At 44.6% G+C, this 22,591-nt stretch carries 20 protein-coding genes; 10 read left to right on the top strand and 10 right to left on the bottom strand.

Annotated elements, in window-relative coordinates:
* Window positions 1-18 precede the first annotated feature (18 nt).
* Window positions 19-546, top strand: a complete 528-nt coding sequence (locus MHZ95_RS03695) for a competence protein ComK (protein ID WP_239389136.1) — start codon at window positions 19-21, stop codon at window positions 544-546.
* On the opposite strand, the gene MHZ95_RS03700 is transcribed toward MHZ95_RS03695, so the two are convergent.
* The 4 genes from MHZ95_RS03700 to MHZ95_RS03715 all read right to left on the bottom strand — a co-directional run bounded on the left by MHZ95_RS03700 (window position 536) and on the right by MHZ95_RS03715 (window position 3,607).
* Window positions 536-907, bottom strand: coding sequence for a YhjD family protein (locus tag MHZ95_RS03700; RefSeq protein WP_239389137.1), 372 nt, complete (start codon window positions 905-907; stop codon window positions 536-538). The genes MHZ95_RS03695 and MHZ95_RS03700 overlap by 11 nt on opposite strands.
* A gap of 165 nt (window positions 908-1,072) precedes the next feature.
* Window positions 1,073-1,648 carry a Cif family virulence factor gene (locus tag MHZ95_RS03705; RefSeq protein ID WP_239389138.1) on the bottom strand — a complete coding sequence of 192 codons (576 nt, stop codon included), beginning with the start codon at window positions 1,646-1,648 and terminating at the stop codon, window positions 1,073-1,075.
* Window positions 1,649-1,752: 104 nt separating this feature from the next.
* Window positions 1,753-2,427 carry a response regulator transcription factor gene (locus MHZ95_RS03710; protein ID WP_239389139.1) on the bottom strand — a complete coding sequence of 225 codons (675 nt, stop codon included), beginning with the start codon at window positions 2,425-2,427 and terminating at the stop codon, window positions 1,753-1,755.
* A 28-nt stretch (window positions 2,428-2,455) separates the two neighbouring features.
* Window positions 2,456-3,607: a sensor histidine kinase gene (locus MHZ95_RS03715; protein ID WP_370642890.1), complete on the bottom strand. Its 1,152-nt coding sequence runs from the start codon at window positions 3,605-3,607 to the stop codon at window positions 2,456-2,458.
* Window positions 3,608-3,752: 145 nt separating this feature from the next.
* Between MHZ95_RS03715 and MHZ95_RS03720 the strand changes: the two genes are divergently transcribed.
* Window positions 3,753-4,385 carry a YigZ family protein gene (locus tag MHZ95_RS03720; RefSeq protein ID WP_239389141.1) on the top strand — a complete coding sequence of 211 codons (633 nt, stop codon included), beginning with the start codon at window positions 3,753-3,755 and terminating at the stop codon, window positions 4,383-4,385.
* A 168-nt stretch (window positions 4,386-4,553) separates the two neighbouring features.
* On the top strand, window positions 4,554-5,618 hold the full coding sequence (locus MHZ95_RS03725) for an LCP family protein (RefSeq protein ID WP_239389142.1): 1,065 nt from the start codon (window positions 4,554-4,556) through the stop codon (window positions 5,616-5,618).
* A gap of 179 nt (window positions 5,619-5,797) precedes the next feature.
* Here MHZ95_RS03725 and MHZ95_RS03730 read toward each other — a convergent pair whose 3' ends face one another.
* On the bottom strand, window positions 5,798-6,841 hold the full coding sequence (locus MHZ95_RS03730) for a glycosyltransferase family 4 protein (RefSeq protein WP_239389143.1): 1,044 nt from the start codon (window positions 6,839-6,841) through the stop codon (window positions 5,798-5,800).
* Window positions 6,842-7,298: 457 nt separating this feature from the next.
* Here MHZ95_RS03730 and secA2 point away from each other — a divergent pair, with 457 nt between their 5' ends.
* Window positions 7,299-9,659 carry an accessory Sec system translocase SecA2 gene (gene secA2, locus MHZ95_RS03735; protein ID WP_239389144.1) on the top strand — a complete coding sequence of 787 codons (2,361 nt, stop codon included), beginning with the start codon at window positions 7,299-7,301 and terminating at the stop codon, window positions 9,657-9,659.
* 2 nt (window positions 9,660-9,661) lie between these two features.
* The gene (locus MHZ95_RS03740) at window positions 9,662-10,555 is read left to right on the top strand and encodes an accessory Sec system S-layer assembly protein (RefSeq protein WP_239389145.1); all 894 of its coding nucleotides are present in this window, start codon (window positions 9,662-9,664) and stop codon (window positions 10,553-10,555) included.
* 471 nt (window positions 10,556-11,026) lie between these two features.
* Here the strand turns inward: MHZ95_RS03740 and MHZ95_RS03745 are convergent, their stop codons facing one another.
* Window positions 11,027-11,515, bottom strand: coding sequence for a C40 family peptidase (locus MHZ95_RS03745; RefSeq protein WP_239389146.1), 489 nt, complete (start codon window positions 11,513-11,515; stop codon window positions 11,027-11,029).
* Between the two features lie 212 nt (window positions 11,516-11,727).
* On the opposite strand from MHZ95_RS03745, the gene MHZ95_RS03750 reads away from it, so the two are divergent.
* Window positions 11,728-12,114, top strand: a complete 387-nt coding sequence (locus tag MHZ95_RS03750; RefSeq protein WP_239389147.1) for a hypothetical protein — start codon at window positions 11,728-11,730, stop codon at window positions 12,112-12,114.
* 88 nt (window positions 12,115-12,202) lie between these two features.
* Here MHZ95_RS03750 and MHZ95_RS03755 read toward each other — a convergent pair whose 3' ends face one another.
* Window positions 12,203-12,895 (bottom strand): glucosamine-6-phosphate deaminase, encoded by a 693-nt coding sequence (locus tag MHZ95_RS03755; RefSeq protein ID WP_370642891.1) that lies wholly within the window; start codon window positions 12,893-12,895, stop codon window positions 12,203-12,205.
* Window positions 12,896-13,197: 302 nt separating this feature from the next.
* On the opposite strand from MHZ95_RS03755, the gene MHZ95_RS03760 reads away from it, so the two are divergent.
* From MHZ95_RS03760 to MHZ95_RS03770, 3 genes are read left to right on the top strand one after another with little or no spacing between them, the layout of a single operon-like run.
* Complete coding sequence (locus MHZ95_RS03760; RefSeq protein WP_239389149.1) at window positions 13,198-13,344, top strand: cytochrome c oxidase subunit 2A; 147 nt, start codon at window positions 13,198-13,200, stop codon at window positions 13,342-13,344.
* Window positions 13,345-13,368: 24 nt separating this feature from the next.
* A complete protein-coding gene (locus tag MHZ95_RS03765) occupies window positions 13,369-13,872 on the top strand; it encodes a cytochrome c oxidase subunit II (RefSeq protein WP_239389150.1) in 504 nt (167 codons plus the stop codon).
* Window positions 13,872-15,530 (top strand): b(o/a)3-type cytochrome-c oxidase subunit 1, encoded by a 1,659-nt coding sequence (locus tag MHZ95_RS03770; protein WP_239389151.1) that lies wholly within the window; start codon window positions 13,872-13,874, stop codon window positions 15,528-15,530. The genes MHZ95_RS03765 and MHZ95_RS03770 overlap by 1 nt, the downstream gene beginning before the upstream one ends.
* Before the next feature lie 427 nt (window positions 15,531-15,957).
* Here MHZ95_RS03770 and MHZ95_RS03775 read toward each other — a convergent pair whose 3' ends face one another.
* Entirely contained in the window at window positions 15,958-17,268 is a 1,311-nt protein-coding gene (locus tag MHZ95_RS03775; protein ID WP_239389152.1) for an NAD-dependent malic enzyme, read from the bottom strand.
* Between the two features lie 144 nt (window positions 17,269-17,412).
* Window positions 17,413-19,320, bottom strand: coding sequence for a sensor domain-containing phosphodiesterase (locus MHZ95_RS03780; protein ID WP_239389153.1), 1,908 nt, complete (start codon window positions 19,318-19,320; stop codon window positions 17,413-17,415).
* Window positions 19,321-19,645: 325 nt separating this feature from the next.
* On the opposite strand from MHZ95_RS03780, the gene MHZ95_RS03785 reads away from it, so the two are divergent.
* Entirely contained in the window at window positions 19,646-20,383 is a 738-nt protein-coding gene (locus MHZ95_RS03785) for a C40 family peptidase (protein WP_239389154.1), read from the top strand.
* A 47-nt stretch (window positions 20,384-20,430) separates the two neighbouring features.
* On the opposite strand, the gene MHZ95_RS03790 is transcribed toward MHZ95_RS03785, so the two are convergent.
* Window positions 20,431-21,870 (bottom strand): vWA domain-containing protein, encoded by a 1,440-nt coding sequence (locus MHZ95_RS03790; RefSeq protein WP_239389155.1) that lies wholly within the window; start codon window positions 21,868-21,870, stop codon window positions 20,431-20,433.
* Window positions 21,871-22,591: the final 721 nt, after the last annotated feature.

Genomic DNA, 22,591 nt, shown 5'->3' on the forward strand with positions numbered 1-22,591 from the left:
AAAAAGGGGGATATTAAATTGGAAAAAAAGACAAGAGCTGGAGATTATATTATATCTTTCGACACGTTAATGTTACAACCTGTCATCAAGGATAACAAAATTGTCACACGGGTTATTGAAAGGAATGGAGAATTTATCATTCCAAGGAAGCCGCTTCACATCGTCAGAAAGTCATGCAACTTTTATGGTGGTTCGCTCATGAATTCAACAAACACCGCTAAACTAGCCCTTGGAAAGCGGCACAAAGCACCGATTATCATTGCGCACGATTTCGGAATACCCTACATTTTTCTCCCTACCATGTCTCCGAACGCCGAATTGAATGCCTGGGTCTCCTACCATGCAATTGAAAATATAGAGCCCCATCGTTTAAATAGCATCATCCATTTAGACAATGGACGGACTCAGCAAGTGAACGTTTCTGCTATGACGATGTACAGGCAATTTGCATTTGCCGCCATTCTTGAAAAAGACTTTTTGAAAAAGCAAAGACAATTGACTCGACCAGCTCCTTACCGGGATTTTGAGGATTCCTTCAATGACTAACTTCGCCTTCAACCATCGCGAAGTACATGTTCAGCAATTCCTCTGTGCGATTGCGCAGACGGACATTTAAATAGCGCCTATAATCTTCATAGCCTCCATGGATGAATAAATACTCCGTAAATGTATCATCCGTCTTGTTGCGTATCACTTTCATCTGATGACGTTGCAAGTAGATTTTCGTTTGCTTTAACTCGGCACGCGCTTGCTTCACTGCTCCATCGATCAGCTTGACATAGGGGCCCTTTAATTTGAAGGGGCCCTTTTCAATTAATTCCCGGTCCCGTTCCAATATCGTAAGAATCATCGGCAAATAGATCATGTTCTCAAAGTACGGCAACGCCTCTGGTGGAATTAAAGGCATCTCCATCCCTCCCTAAATAGAACTAACGTTCGTACACCTATTGTATGCCTCTCTTTCAAGAAAATCAACCATCCAAATTTCGGAAACTGGACGTCGACATAAGAACTATCCAAAGTATCGATATAAAAAAGCTTCCAGCTGCACGAGCCAGAAGCTTTTGTCTACTTATTTAGTAACGTCATCTCCAATATAATGCACTGATGCAATTTTCCATTCTCCATCCTCTTTCGTCAGTACAGTCACTTGTCTACCTGTTGGATTCGTTTCCAAACCTGTTGATAACTGTTTCATGGATGTTGCAAGTTTTGCAAAAACTTGTGCTTCTTCTTTCTCGTATTTCACGATTGTCACATCGGTCACTTCACGCTGAATATCAAACTGGCTAAAATAGTCTTCCAAATCAGCCTGTTCCTGTTCCTTATTAAAACTTTCCGTCCGCTCTGAAAGTGTTTCGATATACCGTTCAATATCTTTATCATTAAACGAATCGATATACACATCGAACACTTCCAAAATCCGTTCTTTTTCTTCCACAGGCACATTGGCCGCTTCCTCAATCGTATCCCCTGTCAGATTGAAGCCGACTTTTTTGTCATCCACTCCGTGATCGATTGCACCATGCCCATTTACCGATTCTCCATCATTGACAGAGCCATGCTGAGAAGCCGGGTCCTCCTCTTTGTTGCATGCAACCAGTAACACCATCACAGCTACCAGACAAAAAACAAACCATTTCTTCATTTCTTTTCCTCCTTTAAACAAAAGCGTAGGGTACCCAGATACCAAAGAAAAAGGCCGCTCCAGACGGAAGGCCTTCCCTTTTTATGGCTAAATTTCAAAATAGTTTACTTCACTTCCACCCAACCATTTTTAATCGCTGTGACAACGGCTTGCGTCCGGTCATTAACAGCCATTTTTTGCAAAATGCTGGAGACGTGGTTTTTAACCGTCTTTTCGGAAATAAACAAAGTCTCTCCGATCGTCCGGTTACTTTGCCCATCCGTCAACAACTGCAGTACTTCACATTCACGTTTTGTCAGCAAATGGAAAGGACGACGGATATCATTTTGTTGGAATGATCCTTTATGCTCCCGTTCACTTAAGCGACGGAATTCACTCACTAAATTATGCGTCACTTTCGGATGAAGATAAGAACCGCCTGCCGCAACCACTTTGATGGCTTGGACAATGGCATCTGCATCCATCTCTTTGAGCATATAACCAAGAGCTCCCGTTTTTAACGCATGGGATACATAAGATTCATCATCATGGATGGATAACATGATCACCTTTGCATCCGGGTATTCTTTAACGAGCTGTGCAGTTGCATCGACGCCGTTCATGCGTGGCATGTTAATATCCATCAGCACAACGTCCGGTAGGTACTGCCGGTAAAGATCATTTACCTCACTGCCGTCATCACCTTCTGCAATCACTTCGAACGAATCCTCAAAATCAAGAATTCGCTTTACCCCTTCACGGAATAGCTGATGATCGTCTACAATCAATATTTTCGTCATAATCATTTCCTCCCATTGCAACTAGTTACTATTTATTTGCTTCGAGTGGGATTTGGAAATGGATAGTGGTTCCATTGCCAATTGTCGAAGAGATTGTCATATTCCCTTTCAACAAATCAATCCGCTCTCGCATTCCGATCAAACCAAATGATTTGTCTTTCACTTCGTTTTGGTCAAATCCTTGACCGTTATCTTTGATGATAATGTTCATTATATCGCGAAGCCATTCAACTTTCACCCAAATATCATCTGCTTTTCCATGTTTTAACGCATTTGATACAGATTCTTGCACAAGTCGAAAGACAGATACTTCAAAATCGGATTGAAATCGCTGTTCTTGACCCGCACTTCGAAAATGGATCTCAACGTTTTTTTCATATTCCTCAATTGTCGATAAATACTTTTTTAATGTCGGTATTAGGCCCAAATCGTCAATCGCCATCGGCCGCAGATTATAAATGATGCGTCGTACTTCGGAAAGCGCGTTTCTGACCATCCCTTTCAAATCTGTCAGTTCTTTGAAAGCCATGTCAGGCCCTTTTTCCTCATAAGTCTTTTCGATCAATCCAGATCGGATCAGCACATTTGCTAGCATTTGCGCAGGCCCATCATGGATATCACGCGAAAGCCTTTTTCGTTCTTCCTCCTGTGCTTGGATGATTCGAATACCGAACTCCTGTTTCTGTCTTGCAGTCTCAAGTGCTTCTCCCACATTTTTCAAATCGGATGTCAAATAGTTAATGACTGTCGTGACTTGATTGACAAGTTGGTCCGCTCTTTCAATCGTATCGAGCAAAGCCGCCAATCGCCTATCTAAGTCATCCCGTCTGTTACGCAATTGCTTCTCCTCCATCCGGTTGATGGATAAACGGACAAGCAAATCGTTCGCAACTTCGTAGGCGTCCCTCACTTGTTCTTCCGAATACTTCATGAAGTTTTTCGAAACATCAGCGAGACGCTTACGTGCATGGCGGGTCATCTCCTCTAAATGATCACCTTCAGTTATTACCCGGGAAATATCTTCTTTAATAACGGCAAGCTCATTTTGCATTTCTACAAGGCTCGCACGGCTCTGTTCACTAATAATGAAGATATCATTTTTCGATTGATCCATTGCACGCACCATGTTATTGAAAATCGTCTCAAGCGTTTGGATATCGACTGTATGTTCCTTCAATATACTCCCTCCCGCCTATAACCTGGTAGCACCCGTCAACTTGGAAAGTGTTGCAGGAAGGATGATTTCCTTACACACTTCATTTATTATAGCATTATAGGGACATTTGAATATTAAAATTGTATTACAAGTAATGGAGGTGCCGCAAATGCGGGCTGATTATACTACAGTTAAAAATTACGGGGAAAGTGAATTGGTCATCCAAAAGTCCCGATTCCTTACCTATGTAAAGCGTGCCGAAACGGAAGATGAAGCGCTGGAGTTTATTCAAGAGATAAAAAAGATGCATCATACAGCGACGCATAACTGTTCCGCCTATTTGATTGGCGAACATGATTCCATCCAAAAAGCGAATGACGACGGCGAACCGTCAGGCACAGCGGGTGTACCGATGCTCGAAGTATTGAAAAAACAAGGGTTGAAAGACACGGTCGTCGTCGTGACACGCTATTTTGGAGGCATTAAGTTAGGCGGTGGCGGACTGATCCGCGCGTATGGCCGCGCCACGTCAGAAGGGATTGCAGCGACAGGAGTCGTGGAGAGAAAGTTACATCATCTAATGAAAGTAACGATCGACTATACATGGCTTGGAAAAATCGAAAACGAAGCAAGGCAATCGGTCTATCCTTTAAAAGAAATGGCCTATGCCGATCTGGTAGATCTTTTCATGTACGTTCCGGTAGCAGATGTTACCTCATTTACCGAATGGATGATTGAGCTCACAAATGGTCAGGCGCAGATCAATTCGGTTGCAATGGAATTTCTAGAATTCGACATTTGAAAACGTTGTACCTTTCATGCAAAAGATAGTATAATGGTTTAAGTTGTACTATTTTCGCCTTGAACTATTGCTGTTTGTTTACATTTTTCGACATAAACAAGCGTATATAGTCCATGTAAATAATCTGCTATTTAAATTTTTTACTAGCTGATTTCGGAGGAACGACGCATGAAAAGAAGAGATTATAAGAAACGGAAGAAATCGAAGGGCAAGCGTTTGGCATTAAAAGTTTCGCTCCTGTTGACGCTTTCTGCATTTCTAATGGTCGCAGCCTATGCAGCATCCTTACAGAAAAAAGCGGAAAAAGTCGTGGAAAGTGCTTATGAGGAGATTCCAGATCGTCCGACATCCGACATTCGGGGTGAATCGACTGTCGAACCCGCCCATGATAATGTTTCCGTTCTGTTCATCGGTATCGATGATAGCGAAACCCGTCATCAGGGAGATGGTAACAGCCGATCTGATGCACTTTTGATGGCTACTTTGAATATTAAAAACAAGTCTGTGAAACTTGTCAGTATTCCACGTGATTCATATGTCTATATCCCTGAAGTAGGCTACCGGGATAAAATCAATCACGCCCATGCATTCGGCGGAACCCAAGCGACCGTTGAAACGATTGAGGAATTATTTGAAGTACCGGTCGACTATTATGTGAAAGTGAACTTTAATGCCTTCATAGATGTTGTTGATGCACTTGGAGGGATTGAAGTCGAAGTGCCTTATGATCGACTCGAAAAAGACGAAAATGATAAATACACCATTCAACTGAAAAAAGGGCTTCAACATTTGGATGGGCAACACGCGCTCGCCCTTGCGCGGACACGGAAGCTGGATACAGATGTCGAACGCGGCAAGCGCCAGCAAATGATTTTGCAAGCGATCATGAAAGAGGCGGTTTCTGCTAAGTCCATCACCAAATATGGCGATGTGATTGAAGCTGTCGGCGATAATATGAAAACCGACATGACATTCGATGAAATGAAGTCATTTTTCGCTTATGCGAAAGGCGGCATGCCACAAGTGGATACGATCAGCTTGAAAGGCTATGACGATATGTCCACCGGCACTTATTATTGGAAGCTCGATGAAACTGATTTACATGAAACAAGACAGTTGTTAAAAGCACATCTCGGACTTATTCCGGATTCCTCCAGTTTAACGGATAGCCGTTCAAATCTGACAGACTCCGCGAATGAAGCCTCTGAATCCGACAGCTTTTACAGCAACTGACACAACTGCCGAAGGCGATCGCCTCCGGCAGTTTTTTTGTTCCCATGTATAAAATGAAGAAAGTCCGAGCATACTACCTGAATAGGTCAGGTGGATGCTCGGACTCTTTTCATTTATATTTATTCAACAGAGATGCGCCATTGCTTGTCCTGATACCCGGGTATCCATCAAAACGCTATTTACTTGCCGATCATTCGGACAAGATTGAGTAGCGGGCGGTAATTCCCTCCGGCAAGACCGATGATTTCGACAAACAATTCAATCGCGATTAACATGACGATAATGAGCAAGATCGCTCCCCATACAGTTGCTTGTGAAAACAAGATTGCTGCAACACCGAATAAAGTCGCAAGACCATAAATGATCAGCACGGTTTGTCTATGGGAAAACCCTGTCCGTAACAAACAGTGATGTAAATGGGACTTGTCAGGTGCGGTAATCGGTTGTTTCATGCGGATTCGACGCACAATCGCGAAAAATGTATCTGAAATCGGAACACCAAGTATGATAACTGGAATGATAAGTGAAACGACAGCGATGTTCTTGAATCCTAATAAGGCAAGAACAGAAATCATGAAGCCAAGGAATAACGATCCTGTATCTCCCATGAAGATTTTCGCCGGATGGAAATTGTAAAACAGGAAGCCAAGTGAACTTGCCGCAAGTATTGCGGTAGTCGCCACAACGAAAAGGTCTCCCATGAGCAACGCCATCACGGAAATCGAAATGAGTGCGATCGTCGAAACACCTGCAGCCAATCCATCTAACCCATCAATCAAATTGATGGCATTTGTAATTCCGATGATCCAAATAATCGTAATTGGGATACTGAAGTAACCAAAGTCAATTTGACCGATAAATGGCAAATTGATGAACTCGATTTGTAAGCCGCCCCAAGTTACAACAACGAGCGCAGCGGCCAATTGACCTGCGAGCTTCGCTTTTGCTGTAATTTCAAGCATGTCATCCAAGAAACCGACGATGACGATAATGAGGGCTCCCACCAGGATCCCCGCAGCATGTTCGTCTGCCGGACGCAAGATCATGTAACCAATAAGAAACGCACCAAATATAGCAAGACCGCCGATTCGCGGCATAACAGACGCATGTACTTTTCGATAGTTCGGGCGATCAACCGCTCCGATCCGAAATGCTAATTTTATGACGAGCGGAGTAAGTAAGATGGATGCAATCAATGCAGCAACCATTGCAAGGAATAACATGTCCTTCCTCCCTTATGAAAATCAATAATTTTTTCAAACCAACAGTATTATAGCATGTTCGGTCAAGGAAAGCACTTAGCAAGGAAAATTTTGTTCCCTTGGTTCCCTCCACTTCCTTGTTTCTCCTTATCCTTCCCTTTGTTTCCTACACTATCCGCCGACTTTTCTTTCCTTATATATGCAGTTCTCGTCCAGACTCCGGGCACCAGATGCTCGGAGGCTCACAGGAAGTGAGTCAGGCAGCCGTTGCCACAGGACGTGGCGAACTTAGGCTGGCATCTTTGAGAGTCAATTCGACTCTGTGGTAAAAAACACCACGACGTCGACTAGCCTTATGCCTGTCGCATCTAAGCGGCGCCCTACGCTTTTGTTCCCGCTCATGGTAGTCATTTCAACCGTTTTTTGATAAAATGAGGACGGGTCCTTTTGATGGATCAGAAAAAAGGAGCGTTCATTCATGTTATCTATTTTCAAACGTTCAACTCAGACGAGCGAAAGACAACTCCGGAAATACCGGAAAATTGTTCAACAAATAAATAAACTGGAAGCTACATACGAAAATCTGTCCGATGAAGAACTCATCGCAATGACAGATACTTTTAAACAACGGATTCAATCCGGGGAATCACTCCCCTCCATTACACCGGAAGCATTTGCGGTCGTGCGCGAAGCCTCTAAACGGATACTCGGTATGCGCCATTTCGACGTGCAACTCATTGGCGGCCTTGTGCTGACCGAAGGGAATATTGCCGAAATGCCGACAGGGGAAGGGAAAACGCTTGTCGCTTCCCTTCCTTCCTATGTGCGCGCCCTTGAAGGGAAAGGCGTCCATGTTATCACGGTGAACGATTATCTGGCGAAACGTGACTATGAGCAAATCGGCCAGATCCACCGATTTTTGGGGCTTACTGTCGGATTGAATGTACCGATGATGCAAGGGCCCGCAAAAAAAGCTGCTTATCAGGCGGACATCACATACGGCGTTGGGACAGAATTCGGTTTCGATTATTTGCGTGATAATATGGCACAGCAAATGGCGCAACGTGTACAGCGCCCTTATCATTTTGCCATCATTGATGAAGTTGATAGTATCCTTGTCGATGAAGCGAAAACACCGCTTATCGTCGCAGGCAAAATGCAGGCGGATGCGGATCTTCATCATATTGCGGCACGTCTCGCTAAACGTTTCAAAAAAGGCGTCGATTTTGATTTTGATGATGAAACGAAAGCAACTTCCCTTACCGATGCCGGCATCGAAAAAGTGGAAAAGGCTTTCGGCGTAGACAACCTATATGATTTGGAACACCAAACGCTTTACCACTACATGATCCAAGCGGTACGTGCACACGTCATTTTCGAACGGGACGTCGATTATATCGTACGAGATGGAAAGATCGAACTTGTCGATATGTTTACGGGACGAATCATGGAAGGGCGTACGCTTTCCGACGGTCTCCATCAGGCAATTGAAGCGAAAGAAGGCGTACCAATTACGGAAGAAAACAAAGCGCAAGCCCAAATCACCATTCAAAACTATTTCCGAATGTATCCAAAACTTTGCGGGATGACAGGTACGGCGAAAACACAGGAAAAAGAATTCCGTGAAGTCTATGGAATGGAAGTCATCCAAATTCCGACAAACCGCCCGCGTGCGCGGATCGATTCGCCGGACCAAGTCTATGCAACCATCGATCAAAAATATAAAGCAATGGCCAAAGAAGTGGCTGAACGTCATGAAAAAGGACAACCAGTCCTCGTCGGCACAACATCCATTTTGCAATCGGAAAAAGTCGTTCAATATTTGGACGAATATAAACTTAAATACAATTTGCTAAACGCTAAAAGTGTTGAGCAAGAAGTCGAATTGATTTCCCAGGCTGGACAGCTCGGACAAATCACTGTCGCGACGAATATGGCAGGACGCGGGACTGATATTGTTCTCGGAGATGGCGTAGAAGAAGTCGGTGGACTTTTCGTTCTCGGAACCGAGAAACATGAAAACCGACGGATCGACAATCAGTTACGTGGTCGTTCGGGTCGGCAAGGTGACCATGGTGAGAGCCGCTTCTTCCTATCCCTTGAAGATGATATGTACAAACGATTCGCCAAGGATGAATTGGAGAAATTCCTGAAAAAAGTGAAGACGGATGACAATGGACTTGTCCTCAATCCGGAAGTCGATGAATTGACAGAACGCACACAAAGGATTGTTGAAGGTGCCCACTATTCCATGCGTGAATACAATTTGAAACTCGACGACGTCATCAATGATCAGCGGGAAGTCATCTACGCGCTTCGTGATAAAGTTATCGAAGGAGAAGACGTACTCGACCAATTGAAGACGATGCTGTCCGAAACTGTGGAATTCGTCATCTACGATAGCTGTCCGGAAGACGAAGTGCCGGAGAACTGGGACTTCGATCGGATTGAACAGACGATGAACAGTCTTCTTCTAGAGCCTGTTTCCGTACCACGCACAGTGGAAAGAACAGCAGACATTTTGAAGTTCTACAAGGAACCCCTTGATGACCTGCTGAACTATGTCGATTCGTTCGCAGACAATGAACGCGTCAATCAAATGATTCCGCAAGTCATGTTGTCTTATATCGACACAATGTGGGTCAAACATTTGGAAGTGATGACACGCTTGAAAGAAGGGATCGGACTCCGTTCTTATGGACAGGAAGACCCGATGCGGATTTATCAGCGGGAGGGGCTTGAATTATTCGGCCGCCATTATCAGAAACTCCGCCGCAACATCGCTTCTGAAGTGATCGGCTTTATGAAACTTATAACAGAACAACAGGAGGCCCAATAAACATGAAACTATTTTCATTTTTCCAGAAAGCCGAAAAGACTGGATCCGATAGTACAATTGGTTCAGAAGAAATCATTGAAGGCATAGACCAATCCACTGCTACAGATGAAGTGGAGACAACGCTTTCCCTTCATCCGAGTTGGGAAGTTCCACAGGAGCAGGAATATGTTTTCCGCTTCCTTTCCAACGAACTTGAACCGCTTAAACCGAACCAAATCTCTCTCTCAGGGATTGATATTGATATGGAATCGGCAAATGGCAGCTGGCTTGTCAAAGCATTTTTCCGTTCATCACTCGACCAAGAAATTTCAGTCGGCTCCGTTGAATTGATGTTGCTCGATGAAGAGGGGAAAACACTTGCTTCAGACGAATTCGATTTGAAAGAGCTCGGTGATATCCCGGCTCGCAGCGCACGCCCTTGGGTATTCACTTTTACGAAAGACAATATCTTTGCCGAAGAACCGCCGAAAGAAAACTGGAAGCTCGCATTCAATGTTCAATCGATGGTACCGCATAAGCTTGAATTGGAACAAACGTGGGAAGATGGGCTGACAGCAGAGCAAAAAGAAGGTTTAGCGAAAGTCGTCGAAGGCCTTCCGAAATTGAAGCCACGCGAGGTGAATATTAGCGGGTTCCAAGTGAAGCAACAAGAGGACGGCAGTATCGCAGCATCCGTCTTCATCCGTAACGGGCACTCCAAACAGATCAACATCGAGAAATTGCCATTGGAACTGATCGATGCAACAGGTGACCTCGTAGCGCGCGGCTCATTTGCACTCAATCCGTTATCTGTAAAAGCAAACACTTCAAAACCGTGGACATTCATCTATCCGAAAGAAATGGTCCAAAAAACGGAGCCGGATTTCACTCGTTGGACAGTCCGCGTTCCTCAGTAAAGTGAAACTTCAATCAGTGGGGGTTTTCCCCATCCCCCACTGATTGAGGGGAACACAAGCTAAAAGCGTCACGCCCTGTGACAACGCTTGTGTGACCAACATCGTGTTGGCCCGAACCAATCGGGCTTTTATCTTCCTTTAATGGATGCCCAAACTACCCGCTGTAGGAAGGCGACTTAAGTTCGCGGCGTCCTGTAAGTGCCTTAATTTCTGCAAAAAGCGCAGAAATTAAGGCAAATCGAACCCTTCGCTGTTCGATTGGCAGTTGATCTCCCACCTATCCTTATTGTTTTACTTAAGTCTTGAGGTGGGAGTCTTACTGCCCGTTAAAGCGGGGCAAAATGCCTGATTTTTAGATTGCAAGAAGCCGGATTTCGCGGCCTTGCAATCTTTTTTTATAAAAAAACTGCCCCGTAAATGTTAGTTTAGTGTCTAACATTTACGGGGCAGTTCATACCCGATGTTTTCATTTTATTTCGCTACAGCGACCGCATTGACATCTGCGATGCGTTTAGCGCCGACATAACGTTTGCCCCAATAATAAGGGTCGTCCACCTTATCGACGCGCACGCCTTTGGATGTCGAAGCGTGTGCAAATTCACCATTTCCTATGTAAATCCCCACATGTGAAACACCTTTACCTGACGTATTGAAAAATACAAGGTCTCCGGTTTCCAATTCGGATTTTTTAACAGCCGTTCCAGAGTTATACATGCCAGAAGATGTACGTGGAAGCTTAATATCATGTTGGTTAAAAACGTAATTGACATATCCTGAGCAGTCAAAACCACTCGTAGTCGTACCACCGTAACGATATTTGATCCCTTTCAAGCTTGTTGCCGTTTCAATGATCGAGTCCGATGTGGATGCTTCAGCTTGTCCCGCGAAAGGTGCGACGAATAATAGAATGGCCATCGCCATCACTGTCAGTGTCTTTTTCAACGAAAATAGAAGTTTCATATGTTCCCCCATTGGCATAATTTCTCTCTTTTTTATCTTTATTAACCTTAACATGTAATAAACCCGCATTATATTACAGTTATGTAACAACGACATTACATAAATCGTAATAAATCGCATATTTGAAATATACTTGTCTGTTTTTGAGGTTTAATGTCCGATAGAGAGGGTATTTAATAGAGAGGACTATCTTCAATGGAGGTGCACGCATCATGAAACAGGAACCAGATGGATTGAGAAAGGATAAGAAGAAGCTTCATGAAGTTCCCGCTAAAGCGAAAAACGGCGAATGGTCGACAAATGATCATTCATACTCTGCCACGGAGACAGACTGGAAATCCTATCATCGAAATCCGCAACTTGATCATGCAGCTGGTGATTATGAACCGCTCCAACATCGTGAAAAACTGCACGCTTCCGAACATCCAAAGCACAAGATGAAAAATTCAAGAAAAATGAGCAGCCCTCTCCTACGCGATTTGTCGACCGTTCCCATCTCCGGTGAACAGATGGATGAAACCATTCATCTTCTCATGCAGGAAGAACTGTATGCGGCAGAATTCGAACAATTTCACACTTCCGGATTCGATCAACCCTAATCATTTCAAATAGAAGAACAAGGCTTTTTCTCCATACAAAAACCGCATCCCATTAAAGGGTTGCGGTTTCTTTGTTTCTTTTGTTTCCTTATACGTCCAAATCCGTAATGACAATCACATCATCATGCTCCAGCAATGCCGTAATCGTCCATTCTGTCGATACGTTTCCTTCCAATAGCTTCTCAATCGCAGCACGTTTCTTTTCACCAAAAGCAAGTAGGATCAATTTTTTTGAGCGCAAAATGGAAGTGATCCCCATAGAGATCGCAGTCTCTGGAATCTTTTCATCATTTTCAAAATACTGGCTGTTCACGCCTAGCGTAGACTCTGTCAATTGAGCTACATGTGTAACAGAATCGAAAGGCGTTCCCGGCTCGTTAAAGGCAATATGACCGTTTTCGCCAGTCCCCAAAAGTTGAATATCCAGTGGATGCTTTAGTAGCAACGCTTCGTAATCTGCACATTCTTTATCCAAATCAGGCGCTGCACCATTCGGGATATGTGTTTCTTTAAATTTCTTTTTCGAAAACAAATGTTGTTCCATAAAGTAAGCATAGCTATTCGGATTCGATGCAGAAAGTCCGACGTATTCATCCAAATTGAACGAAGTGACATCCGAAAAATCAAGATCCGATGCTGCCCATTCTTTGTAAACAGGGATCATCGTGCTTCCTGTAGCTAGACCTAATACATGGAGACGTCCATTTTCAAGCTCTTCTTTAATGATCCGGAAAACATGCTCCGCACCTTTTTCAGGGCTTTCAACTTTTATAAGTTTCAAATTTTCCATATCAATCAACCGACTTTCCATTAGATTTTGCCACTGTCTAATTGTAATTTCCACAGACAGTATGGTCAACTTTGACGTATTTCAAAAACTTTCCTCTGCATTCCTTCAATATATGCCGGATATGTTTTAAAAATAATTGAATTGATTTGACGAAATGATGAAGTGTACGTGAACAAATCGTGACATAATGCCCTGCTTCGAAAGGCATAGGGATTCCCCTAATTCCACTATTCCACCATCGGATTATGATAAAGGTAAGCGACATTCACTTCACCAGAAGAGGAGGTGTAACGATGACAAAAGGAAAACTGGACCCACACCAACCTGACCAAAAAGGAGCTTCTATCAGTTTGAAAGGGACTTTTATCGCAGTCATGTTGTTGGGTGTCTTCATACTCGTCTCCTGGTTCGCCCTTTACGCATTATTTCTTTCACGATAACACTATTTTTTAGGAGGTAAACCTATGCATCTGCATAAATACGAAAAGATATGGCTCATTTTCGGAATGGGTTCTCTCGCCCTTTTCTTAGCGATTATCGGCTTTGCCGCATTTTGGAAAGGGATACATCCCCAAAGCCATATCGAAACGATCGACCCGCAAAACATCGAAGCCCATGACGCATTCAAACCTGAAAATCTCGGTCTCCATGAAGTGGCTGATGGTAAATATATTGTCAATATCGTCGCCTCGGCATTCAACTATGACTTCGGGACAGATGAAAACGGCAATGCTGTCAAAACAATCCGCGTACCAAAAGGTTCCACTGTCCTTTATCAAATCACAACAAAGGACGTTGTACACGGCTTTCAGGTTGCAGGTACAAATATCAATATGATGGTGGAACCTGGACATATTAGCCGCTTTGAAACCGTCATGAAAAATACCGGTGAATTCACAGTTGTTTGTAATGAATACTGCGGAATCGGTCACCATTTAATGTTCGGCACAGTGGAGGTGTATGAATAATGATAGCAAACAATCGATTGCTGTTTCCTAAAAAGGAAGCTCGACTCTATATGGCCTTTATGTATGTGACATTTATTTCTTTATTTGTCGGTGGGTTGATGGGACTGTTGCAGACCCTCGTCCGTTCCGGAAAATATACGCTTCCTTTCAATATCGATTATTATACGATTTTGACTGTTCACGGAGTCATTCTTGGACTCGTTCTTACTACATATTTCATCATCGGTTTTCAATTTTCACTCATGGGAAAAACAGTCGGCATTTCCGATAAGCAACTAAAAGTCGCTTGGCTTTCTTTCTGGGTCATGATCGTCGGAACGATTATGACTGCCGTGACAATCCTAGTCGGTGAAGCGTCCGTACTATACACATTTTACGCACCATTACGGGCACATCCAGCCTTTTATATCGGTCTCGCACTCGTCATCATAGGTAGCTGGATTGCAGCATTCGTCAACTTCCGCCAGCTCTATGTGTGGAAGAAAGCCCATAAAGGACAGAAATCACCATTGCTAGCGTTTATGGTGACGATCAATATGCTGATGTGGTTCATCGCCTCACTTGGGGTGGCTTCATCTGTGCTGATCCAGTTCATCCCATGGTCACTTGGCTACGCGGAAACGATTAATGTTTTGATGAGCCGTACATTGTTCTGGTATTTCGGACATCCGCTCGTCTACTTCTGGCTGCTCCCTGCCTATATGGCATGGTATGCTTTGATTCCAAGGATTATTGGCGGAAAACTATTCAGCGATTCACTGGCAAGAATGTCCTTTATTTTATTGTTAATGTTTTCGATTCCAGTCGGCTTCCACCATCAATTAACGGAGCCCGGGATCAATCCTACATGGAAATTCATCCAAGTCGTATTGACCTTTATGGTTGTTATTCCGACGTTGATGACGGCGTTTTCGATCTTTGCAACATTCGAAACAACAGGGCGCAAAAAAGGCTATACCAGTTTGTTCGGCTGGTTTAAAAAACTGCCTTGGAAAGATGTGCGTTTTCTTGCTCCTTTCATTGGAATGGTCGCTTTCATACCGGGCGGTGCAGGTGGTATTGTCAATGCCTCCCACCAGATGAATGCGCTCATCCATAATACGATTTGGGTGACAGGCCATTTCCATTTGACAGCGGCAACGACCGTCATCTTGACATTTTTCGGAATTGCTTATTGGCTCGTTCCTCATTTGACAGGAAGAAGGCTCACACCGAAGTTGAATAAGCTCGGAATCATCCAGACATTCATTTGGACGATCGGGATGACCATCATGTCAGGTGCTATGCATATCCAAGGTTTGCTCGGCGGACCGCGACGTTCGAATTTTTCCAGTTATGCGGGCGGTGAGCAAGTCGAGACATGGGTTCACTACCAACTTGCACAGGCGATTGGCGGTTCGATTCTCTTCATCGCTATTTTGCTCATGGTTTACCTTTTCATCCAACTTGCTTTCTTTGCACCGCGTGGCGTTGAAGAATATCCGATTGCCGAAGAAGAAGCGGATGCTGAGCCGACACCTAAAATCCTTGAAAACTGGTATCTCTGGGTTGGCATCACAATCGCGCTCATCCTATTCGCCTATACGATTCCCGTATTCGATATTTTAAAACATTCCCCACCCGGCTCCGCCCCATTCGACTGGCCGATTGGAAGGTAATAAGAAAAGCGGAGGCGGCTGTTCAGCCTCGACAAGCGCTGGAAGGCTTGAAGATAAAGGCGTACTTTGCCTTTATCAGCAAGACTGAAGCGACTCGAGAGGCTAGCCGCTGGAGTCTGGACATATAAGAAAAGCGGAAGGCGCCGTTTAGCCCCGACAGGCATAAGTCACCCCAGCGACGTGGCGGTTTTTGCCACATAGTTGGGTTGCTATCAAGGAACGCAGTCTAAGTACGCCACGTCCTAAAAAGTGCCTTAATTTCTGCAAAGAACACAGAAATCAAGGCAAATCGAACCCTTCGCTGTTCGATTGGCAACGACTGCGTAACTCACATCCTGTGAGCCTCCGAGGGGCTGGCGCTTGGAGGCTAGACAATAAAAATAGCCTATCCATGGAGATTTCTCTCGTGGATAGGCTTTTTCATTCATCAGCTATTTGCTACACGTTCGACTGCAGCTGCTACGTTTTGGTGGACGTTCGGATCAAGTGGATGCGGCACTAAATCCCCTGGTTTTGTGCTCTCTACAATGGCTTGTGCAGCCGCGATGAGCATTGGATACGTAATTTCTTTCGCATTTGCGTTGAGCGCTCCTCGGAAAATTCCCGGGAAGCCTAGAATATTATTGACGAGGCGGCCGTCTGCTGCAAATGCGGCACCTGCCGCCAGTGCATCCTCAGGCGTGATTTCCGCATTCGGATTGGATAATGCTAAGATGATTTGCCCTTTGCGGACCATTTCTGGTTTGATCAACCCTGCAACACCTGTTGTAGCTACAATAATATCACAAGTTTCCATCAGTTCTTCTATCGTATCCACGACAGTTCCGCCATGGTTGGCAAGACGGTTCCGCGCTTCTTCGTTGCGGTCAACCCCACGCATCTCTTTGACGCCATACTCCATCAACATACGGCTAATCGCAAGACCCGCAGCACCAAGACCAATTTGCCCAACAACCGAATCCGCCAATTCCACACCGGACTGTTGACATGCAGAGATAACCGATGCGAGTGTGACAACGGCTGTTCCATGTTGATCATCATGCATAACCGGGATTGGCAGCTCCGCTTTCAAGCGCTCTTCGATTTCGAAGCAATGCGGAGAACCGATATCTTCCAGCAAAATACCGCCAAATCCTTTATGTATATGCTTCACTGTTTCAACGACCTGATCAGGATCGCTTGTATCAAGTAAAATCGGCACACCGCTGATTCCTGCAAATTGATCGAATAATACCGCTTTCCCTTCCATAACTGGCATTCCAGCTACCGGGCCGATATTCCCTAATCCAAGAATGGCAGTTCCATCTGTTACAATAGCAACTGAATTGGAGATACCTGTGAAATATCTTGCCTGATCAGGATCATTTTTGATCACTTCACAAACGTTTGCCACACCTGGTGTATAGACACGTCGCAAGTCTCCAAGTGAACGGATTTCCATACGGCCTTTCATATGGATTTTTCCGCCTTCATGCGCTTGTAGCACATCATCGGTAACAGCATGAACGCTAATGCCACCGCCAATTGCATTCACGGCATCTACGATTTTAAGCAAATGCTCCTCATTTGCACATGAGATCGCTATATCACGGATGGTTGTTAACGTACCAACTTTGATCGTCTGGATATCGCCCATATCCCCTTCCAGTTCACCGATCGCTTTTGCCACTTTCGCAAAGTTCCCAGGTACGGAAGGCGTTTCGATAATAAGATTACGCATAAATTGAACCTGTCCCATTGTATGACCTCCTGATGAATTCATCACCTATATTTTACACGTAGTCTGACGTCCGTACAACATCTCTAGCTTCTTCATTAATAAAATACCGCCATCCAACCACTTCATGGTCGATGGCGGTGCAGTTTCGCTAGAGGGAGCGTCTTAGTTTTTCACACCCTTTGACATGGGTAGCAAGAGTTCTTTAGAAGAAGCGAAAAATCTATGAATATCTTCGGCCGGAAGTGGCTTGCTGAAATAAAATCCTTGAATTTCGTCGCACCCCATCGCTTGTAGCCTTTTCCATTGTTCTTCGTTTTCGACGCCCTCCGCAACTGTTTGAAGCCCAAGCATTTGCGCCAATTGGACAATCGATTTAATTATGATCTCACTTTTCGGATCAACGTCAACTGTACGGACAAATTGCCGATCAATTTTAATCTCTTGGACAGGGAAATGTTGCAAATAGATGAAAGCAGAGTAACCGGTTCCGAAATCGTCGATCGATACAGGATAACCCATTTCGGATAATTGGTTGATGCGCTTGATCACTGCTACATGATCTTCAAGTGCGACATTTTCCGTAATTTCAAGCTTTAATTTCCGTGGTTCAATGCCCTTACTAGTTGCACATTCCATTAAAAAGGCGGGCAGTTTCGTATGTAAAAAATGCCTTGGCGATAAATTGACGGAAATGGTCAGCTCCCCTCTCCCCAGTTCTTCCCAAATAGCCAATTGGGAAAAGGCCTCCTGGATGACCCACTCCCCGATCGGGATGATAAGCCCTGTCGATTCAGCAAGTTCGATGAAATCGCCCGGGGCAATCAATCCCCTCTCCGGATGCTGCCACCTAATCAACCCCTCAAACCCGATTACCTCCCCGGTTAGGCAGTCGACTTGAGGCTGATAAAAGAGCCTGAACTCATTAAAATCCAACCCTCTTCTTAAATTCATCTCGGATAGCATTGTTTCTTTCATGGATTTGAACAGGTCAGGTTTATAAAATCCCCGCGCTTTCCGAGGCGATTTTTTACGCGCCGCTTCCAATGCGACTTGGGCAGCCTGCAGCCCATCTTTGACATTGCTAACATGATCTGGAAAAGACGATACACCATAACTGAAGGTCATATAGACTTCTTGTCCGCCAACCACCATAGGCTCTCTTAGTACTTTGGTGATAAAATCAATATCTATCTCCCTTGTAACACGGTTTCCGCTATAGGGATAGAAAATGATAAAATGATCAAATCCGATACGGGAAGTCAATGCCGGCTCAGGAAATAAATAACGCAACCGATCCGCAATCAGTTTCAACACTTTTTCACCTGCACCATGCCCAAGCGTTGCTTGCACTTCCGTAAACTGATCCAGAATCATATAGATGAAAATTCCCCGCTCTTTTTTCGCAAGCGACCGTATTTTCAATGCTGCTTTTTCCGTAAAGGCATGCGGATTATCCAATCCGGTCAAAACATCCGTGTAGGCGAGTGTCCGAATATGCTCCTCTGCTTCCAGCCGATACAGCCGGTCAAATAGAAAGGATAGCATATCCGCAAGCGATGCAATAACGGTCTCATCGAAAGGCGTCCATACCCGACGCGTTGCCGTTTCACAACAAAGTACCCCGCCGATCCCTTGGCTTAAGATGAGGGCTACGTCCAGCATGGATGTGATTTTTCCTCGATTGCCGAAATAACCGTTCACGAGATCCTGTGTGGCAGGGTGTGTCGCAACATCATCCACTGCTAATGTCCGCTCCTGCTGAATCGCTTTGAAATAGGAAGGCGAATCACTTTGGAATAGGCGTTCCCCCGATGAATGTTTAGATAAAGTGGCATCGTAGCAATTTTGGGCCGTCAATTCATTTTGCTCTTTATTAAATAACCAAATCCCTACTCTTTCACACTTCATGATCTTTGCAATCCGTCTACAAGTTTCCTCAAGCACAAATTTAATGGAGTCGTTTGTGACATTTAAAAATTTTGCCTGTGTAAAAAGAAGTTGTTGTTGTTGATGCAGTTCTTCCAATACGGTATTCACTGTTTCAGCGGAAAGCTCTCTTCCATGTTCCATGTGGCTGTTCCCTCCTTCTTTCTAACTAATATAGTCATATTTTGTCGAAATTCGCTTATTATTGCGATTATAACATGGATTTACTTGTTTGATAGATAAATAGAATGGTCTTTGTGTTTTTTTATAAATTTGGACTTCTCGACTCACTTTTATATACAAAATGATTTTTAATTCGATGAAAATCCCTCATTAATTAACCGCGTTAATCCAGTAACACATTCGACATGTTTTTGTAACACAAATGTAATTTAATGAAAGATTGTACTATAAATCTAGCAAAGGTAGAATAGTAGTAGATAGATTGTCGTGGAAAGGGGAAAATGAGATGAAGAAGAAGGCTTTTTCAATTTTGGCAACGGTTGCGCTTGCAACATGTATCGCAACCGGTACCGCTGACGCGGCGACACAATCCTATACCGTAAAGTCAGGCGATACATTGTGGAAAATCGCAACAACGCATAAATTGACAGTTGATGAACTGAAAAGCTTAAATAAGCTAACTTCCGATGCGATCAAAGTCGATCAAAAATTGATTGTCAAAGCAAATAATGGAGGAACGGCATCAACAGGCGGCTCGTCCATCGTCTCTAACAAGAACGCTGCTACGAAACCCGTCACTTCTTCCACAAGTGGCTGGAAAAAAACGACCGCTTCAATCGGAAAAGGGGAAAGTCCATCGCTCTCCACTGAAAAAATCATGTTGAATGCCGTTGAACTGGCTCATCCTCTTCTCGACACGCCATATGCATGGGCTGGTGTCACGCCAGAAGGGTTTGACTGTAGCGGCTTCATCTATTATGTATTTACATCTGCCGGATTGGAGATGCCGCGAATGGATACACTCGGCTTATACGGCAATTCTGCCTATGTGGACACGCCTATGCCAGGTGATTTAGTCTTCTTTGAAAATACATACAGAAGCGGAATTTCACATGCGGGCATTTATTTAGGTGATGGGAACTTTATCCATGCGGGTACAAAAAAAGTAGAAATTGCATCTGTCGACTCCGCTTACTGGAAAGATAAATTTACAGGCTATAAACGCTTCAATCTTCTTCAATAATGATAAAAGAGCTGTTTCAGAAAACTGATTTTCTGAAACAGCTCTTTTCATTGTCCTTGTGTATCCTTCAGTTCAAACATCCGGTCCGTCCATTCATCTACCCTTTTGATAATTGCTTGACGATCCGCTTCGTCCTGCTCCATTTTCCTCTTATCCATAACGTTTTTAATCTCTTTTCCGCGTTGATCTTTCGCCTTGACCATCGTCTTCAACTCATCGGCAAGTTCCTTGGGGATCATTTTCTCACTCTGCATAATAGAAATGGCAGAGTTGAAACGGTCTGCTTCATTAATCGTCGCGTAAAAGAAACGATCCGAGAGCCCACTGCGGGTGACGGTTTCATCCCATGACTGGCCCCAATGATTGATAAGGGAATTGGATTTGCTCATAATATCCTGAAGCGAAGGTAGCCATTGGGTCTCGATGGAATTATCGAGCTCATCAATCGTCTTCGCAGAAATATACTCACCGTTGCCGGCAGCCGCGACGTCTTTCAACTGGTTCTCACCTGCCGTATCAACATCAAAGCCAATAATATTGACAGCTCTTCTATCATCTTCCCCAGCAAATGCTTGTGCCGCGGCGACCGGATCGCCACCACAAGTTTCCGCGCCGTCGCTGACGATGTAGAGTGTGACATTATCCGTCGATCCTTCCATCTGGTCACGAACGAACTCGATGGCATTGGCAAGGGGCGTCCATCCTTTCGCTTGCACATCGTTCAATGCTTTAGCGAATTGTCCGGAATCGTACTTCTGAAGTGGATAGACATCTTCGATCGTTGTGCAAGATAACTCTTTATCCGATTTGTTTTGTGTACCAACATGGCCATAAGCGACAAGTGCGATATCGTCATCCCCACCTATTGTCGTCGCGAAACGGCCGGTCGCTTTTTTGGCGATGCCCATCTTCTGCTTGCCTTCTACATTCAACAACATGCTGGAACTCGCATCGAGTAAAATGAACGTCTTCCCTGGATCGATGACCTCTTCTCCCTCTTGGCCTTGCATTTCCCCAGGCTCGGGCAAATAAGGTTCAAACCATGCGACACTATAATCGTCCAAATTTGTTGCCGCCTGTCCGTACGCGTTGCTGCCGATGTAATAATGCAGCGCCTTGAACAAGTCTTCCGGATCTTGGGTCTCCGCGGTCACTTCCGCCAACTTTGCAGTCAATTCCTCTTTATAGTCCCCCAGTCCGAAAAACCCCCAAACTTGCGCCGTCTCTTTTTCATAAGGGATATCAGCTGTGAAAATGCCAGGCTCTTGAGCACGGAAACTCTCTTCCGAATCCGGAATTTCAATCTTCCGGATCAAATCAAGTTCGGATTCGGCCTTCGGTTCAGGAACCACTTCTTCTATAACATCTTCTTCTCCTTGGGCGACATCCTCAGAAGGTTCTTGTTCATCCGCTGTCCCTTTCTCGGAACACCCTCCTACAATCAAGGCCAGCACTAATAAGGCTCCCAACCACCACTTGCGTACCATTTAACAACCCCCGCTTACAACCTATTTTTCTATACTTTAGCAATCTAAAGTAGTGTTTGCGAGAGTATTTCCATTAATTTCACAAAATAATCCGAACACCCTACTACTTAGGGATCACTATGGTTTATCGTTTCTATATAATGGAGTTTCTCATATGACATGTAAAATTCTATGACTTTCATATTCGAGGGAGATTGAGCGTGAGTGACGGGGTTATGATCGCTAGGGGAGAGGGTTTGAGCACTTAGCGATTGGCTTGGAGCGCAGGGGTAGCACTTTAATCACTTGGCGAGGTTCTTTGAGCGCGGGAGCAACGCTTTGATCACTTAGCGAGTTCTTTGAGCGCGGGGGCAACACTTTGATCACTTGGCGAGATTCTTTGAGCGCAAGGGCTGCGCTTTGATCACTTGGCGAGATTCTTTGAGCGCGGGGACAGCACTTTGATCACTTGGCGAGATTCTTTGAGCGCAAGGGCTGCGCTTTGATCACTTGGCAAGATTCTTTGAGCGCGGGGACAGCACTTTGATCACTTGGCGACTTTCTTTGAGCGCGGGGGCAACACTTTGATCACTTGGCGAGATTCTTTGAGCGCGGGGGCAACACTTTGATCACTTGGCGAGATTCTTTGAGCGCAAGGGCTGCGCTTTGATCACTTGGCAAGATTCTTTGAGCGCGGGGACAGCACTTTGATCACTTGGCGACTTTCTTTGAGCGCGGGGGC

Origin of the sequence: Sporosarcina sp. ACRSM, from assembly GCF_022346545.1 — a bacterium.
Classification (GTDB): Bacteria; Bacillota; Bacilli; order Bacillales_A; family Planococcaceae; genus Sporosarcina.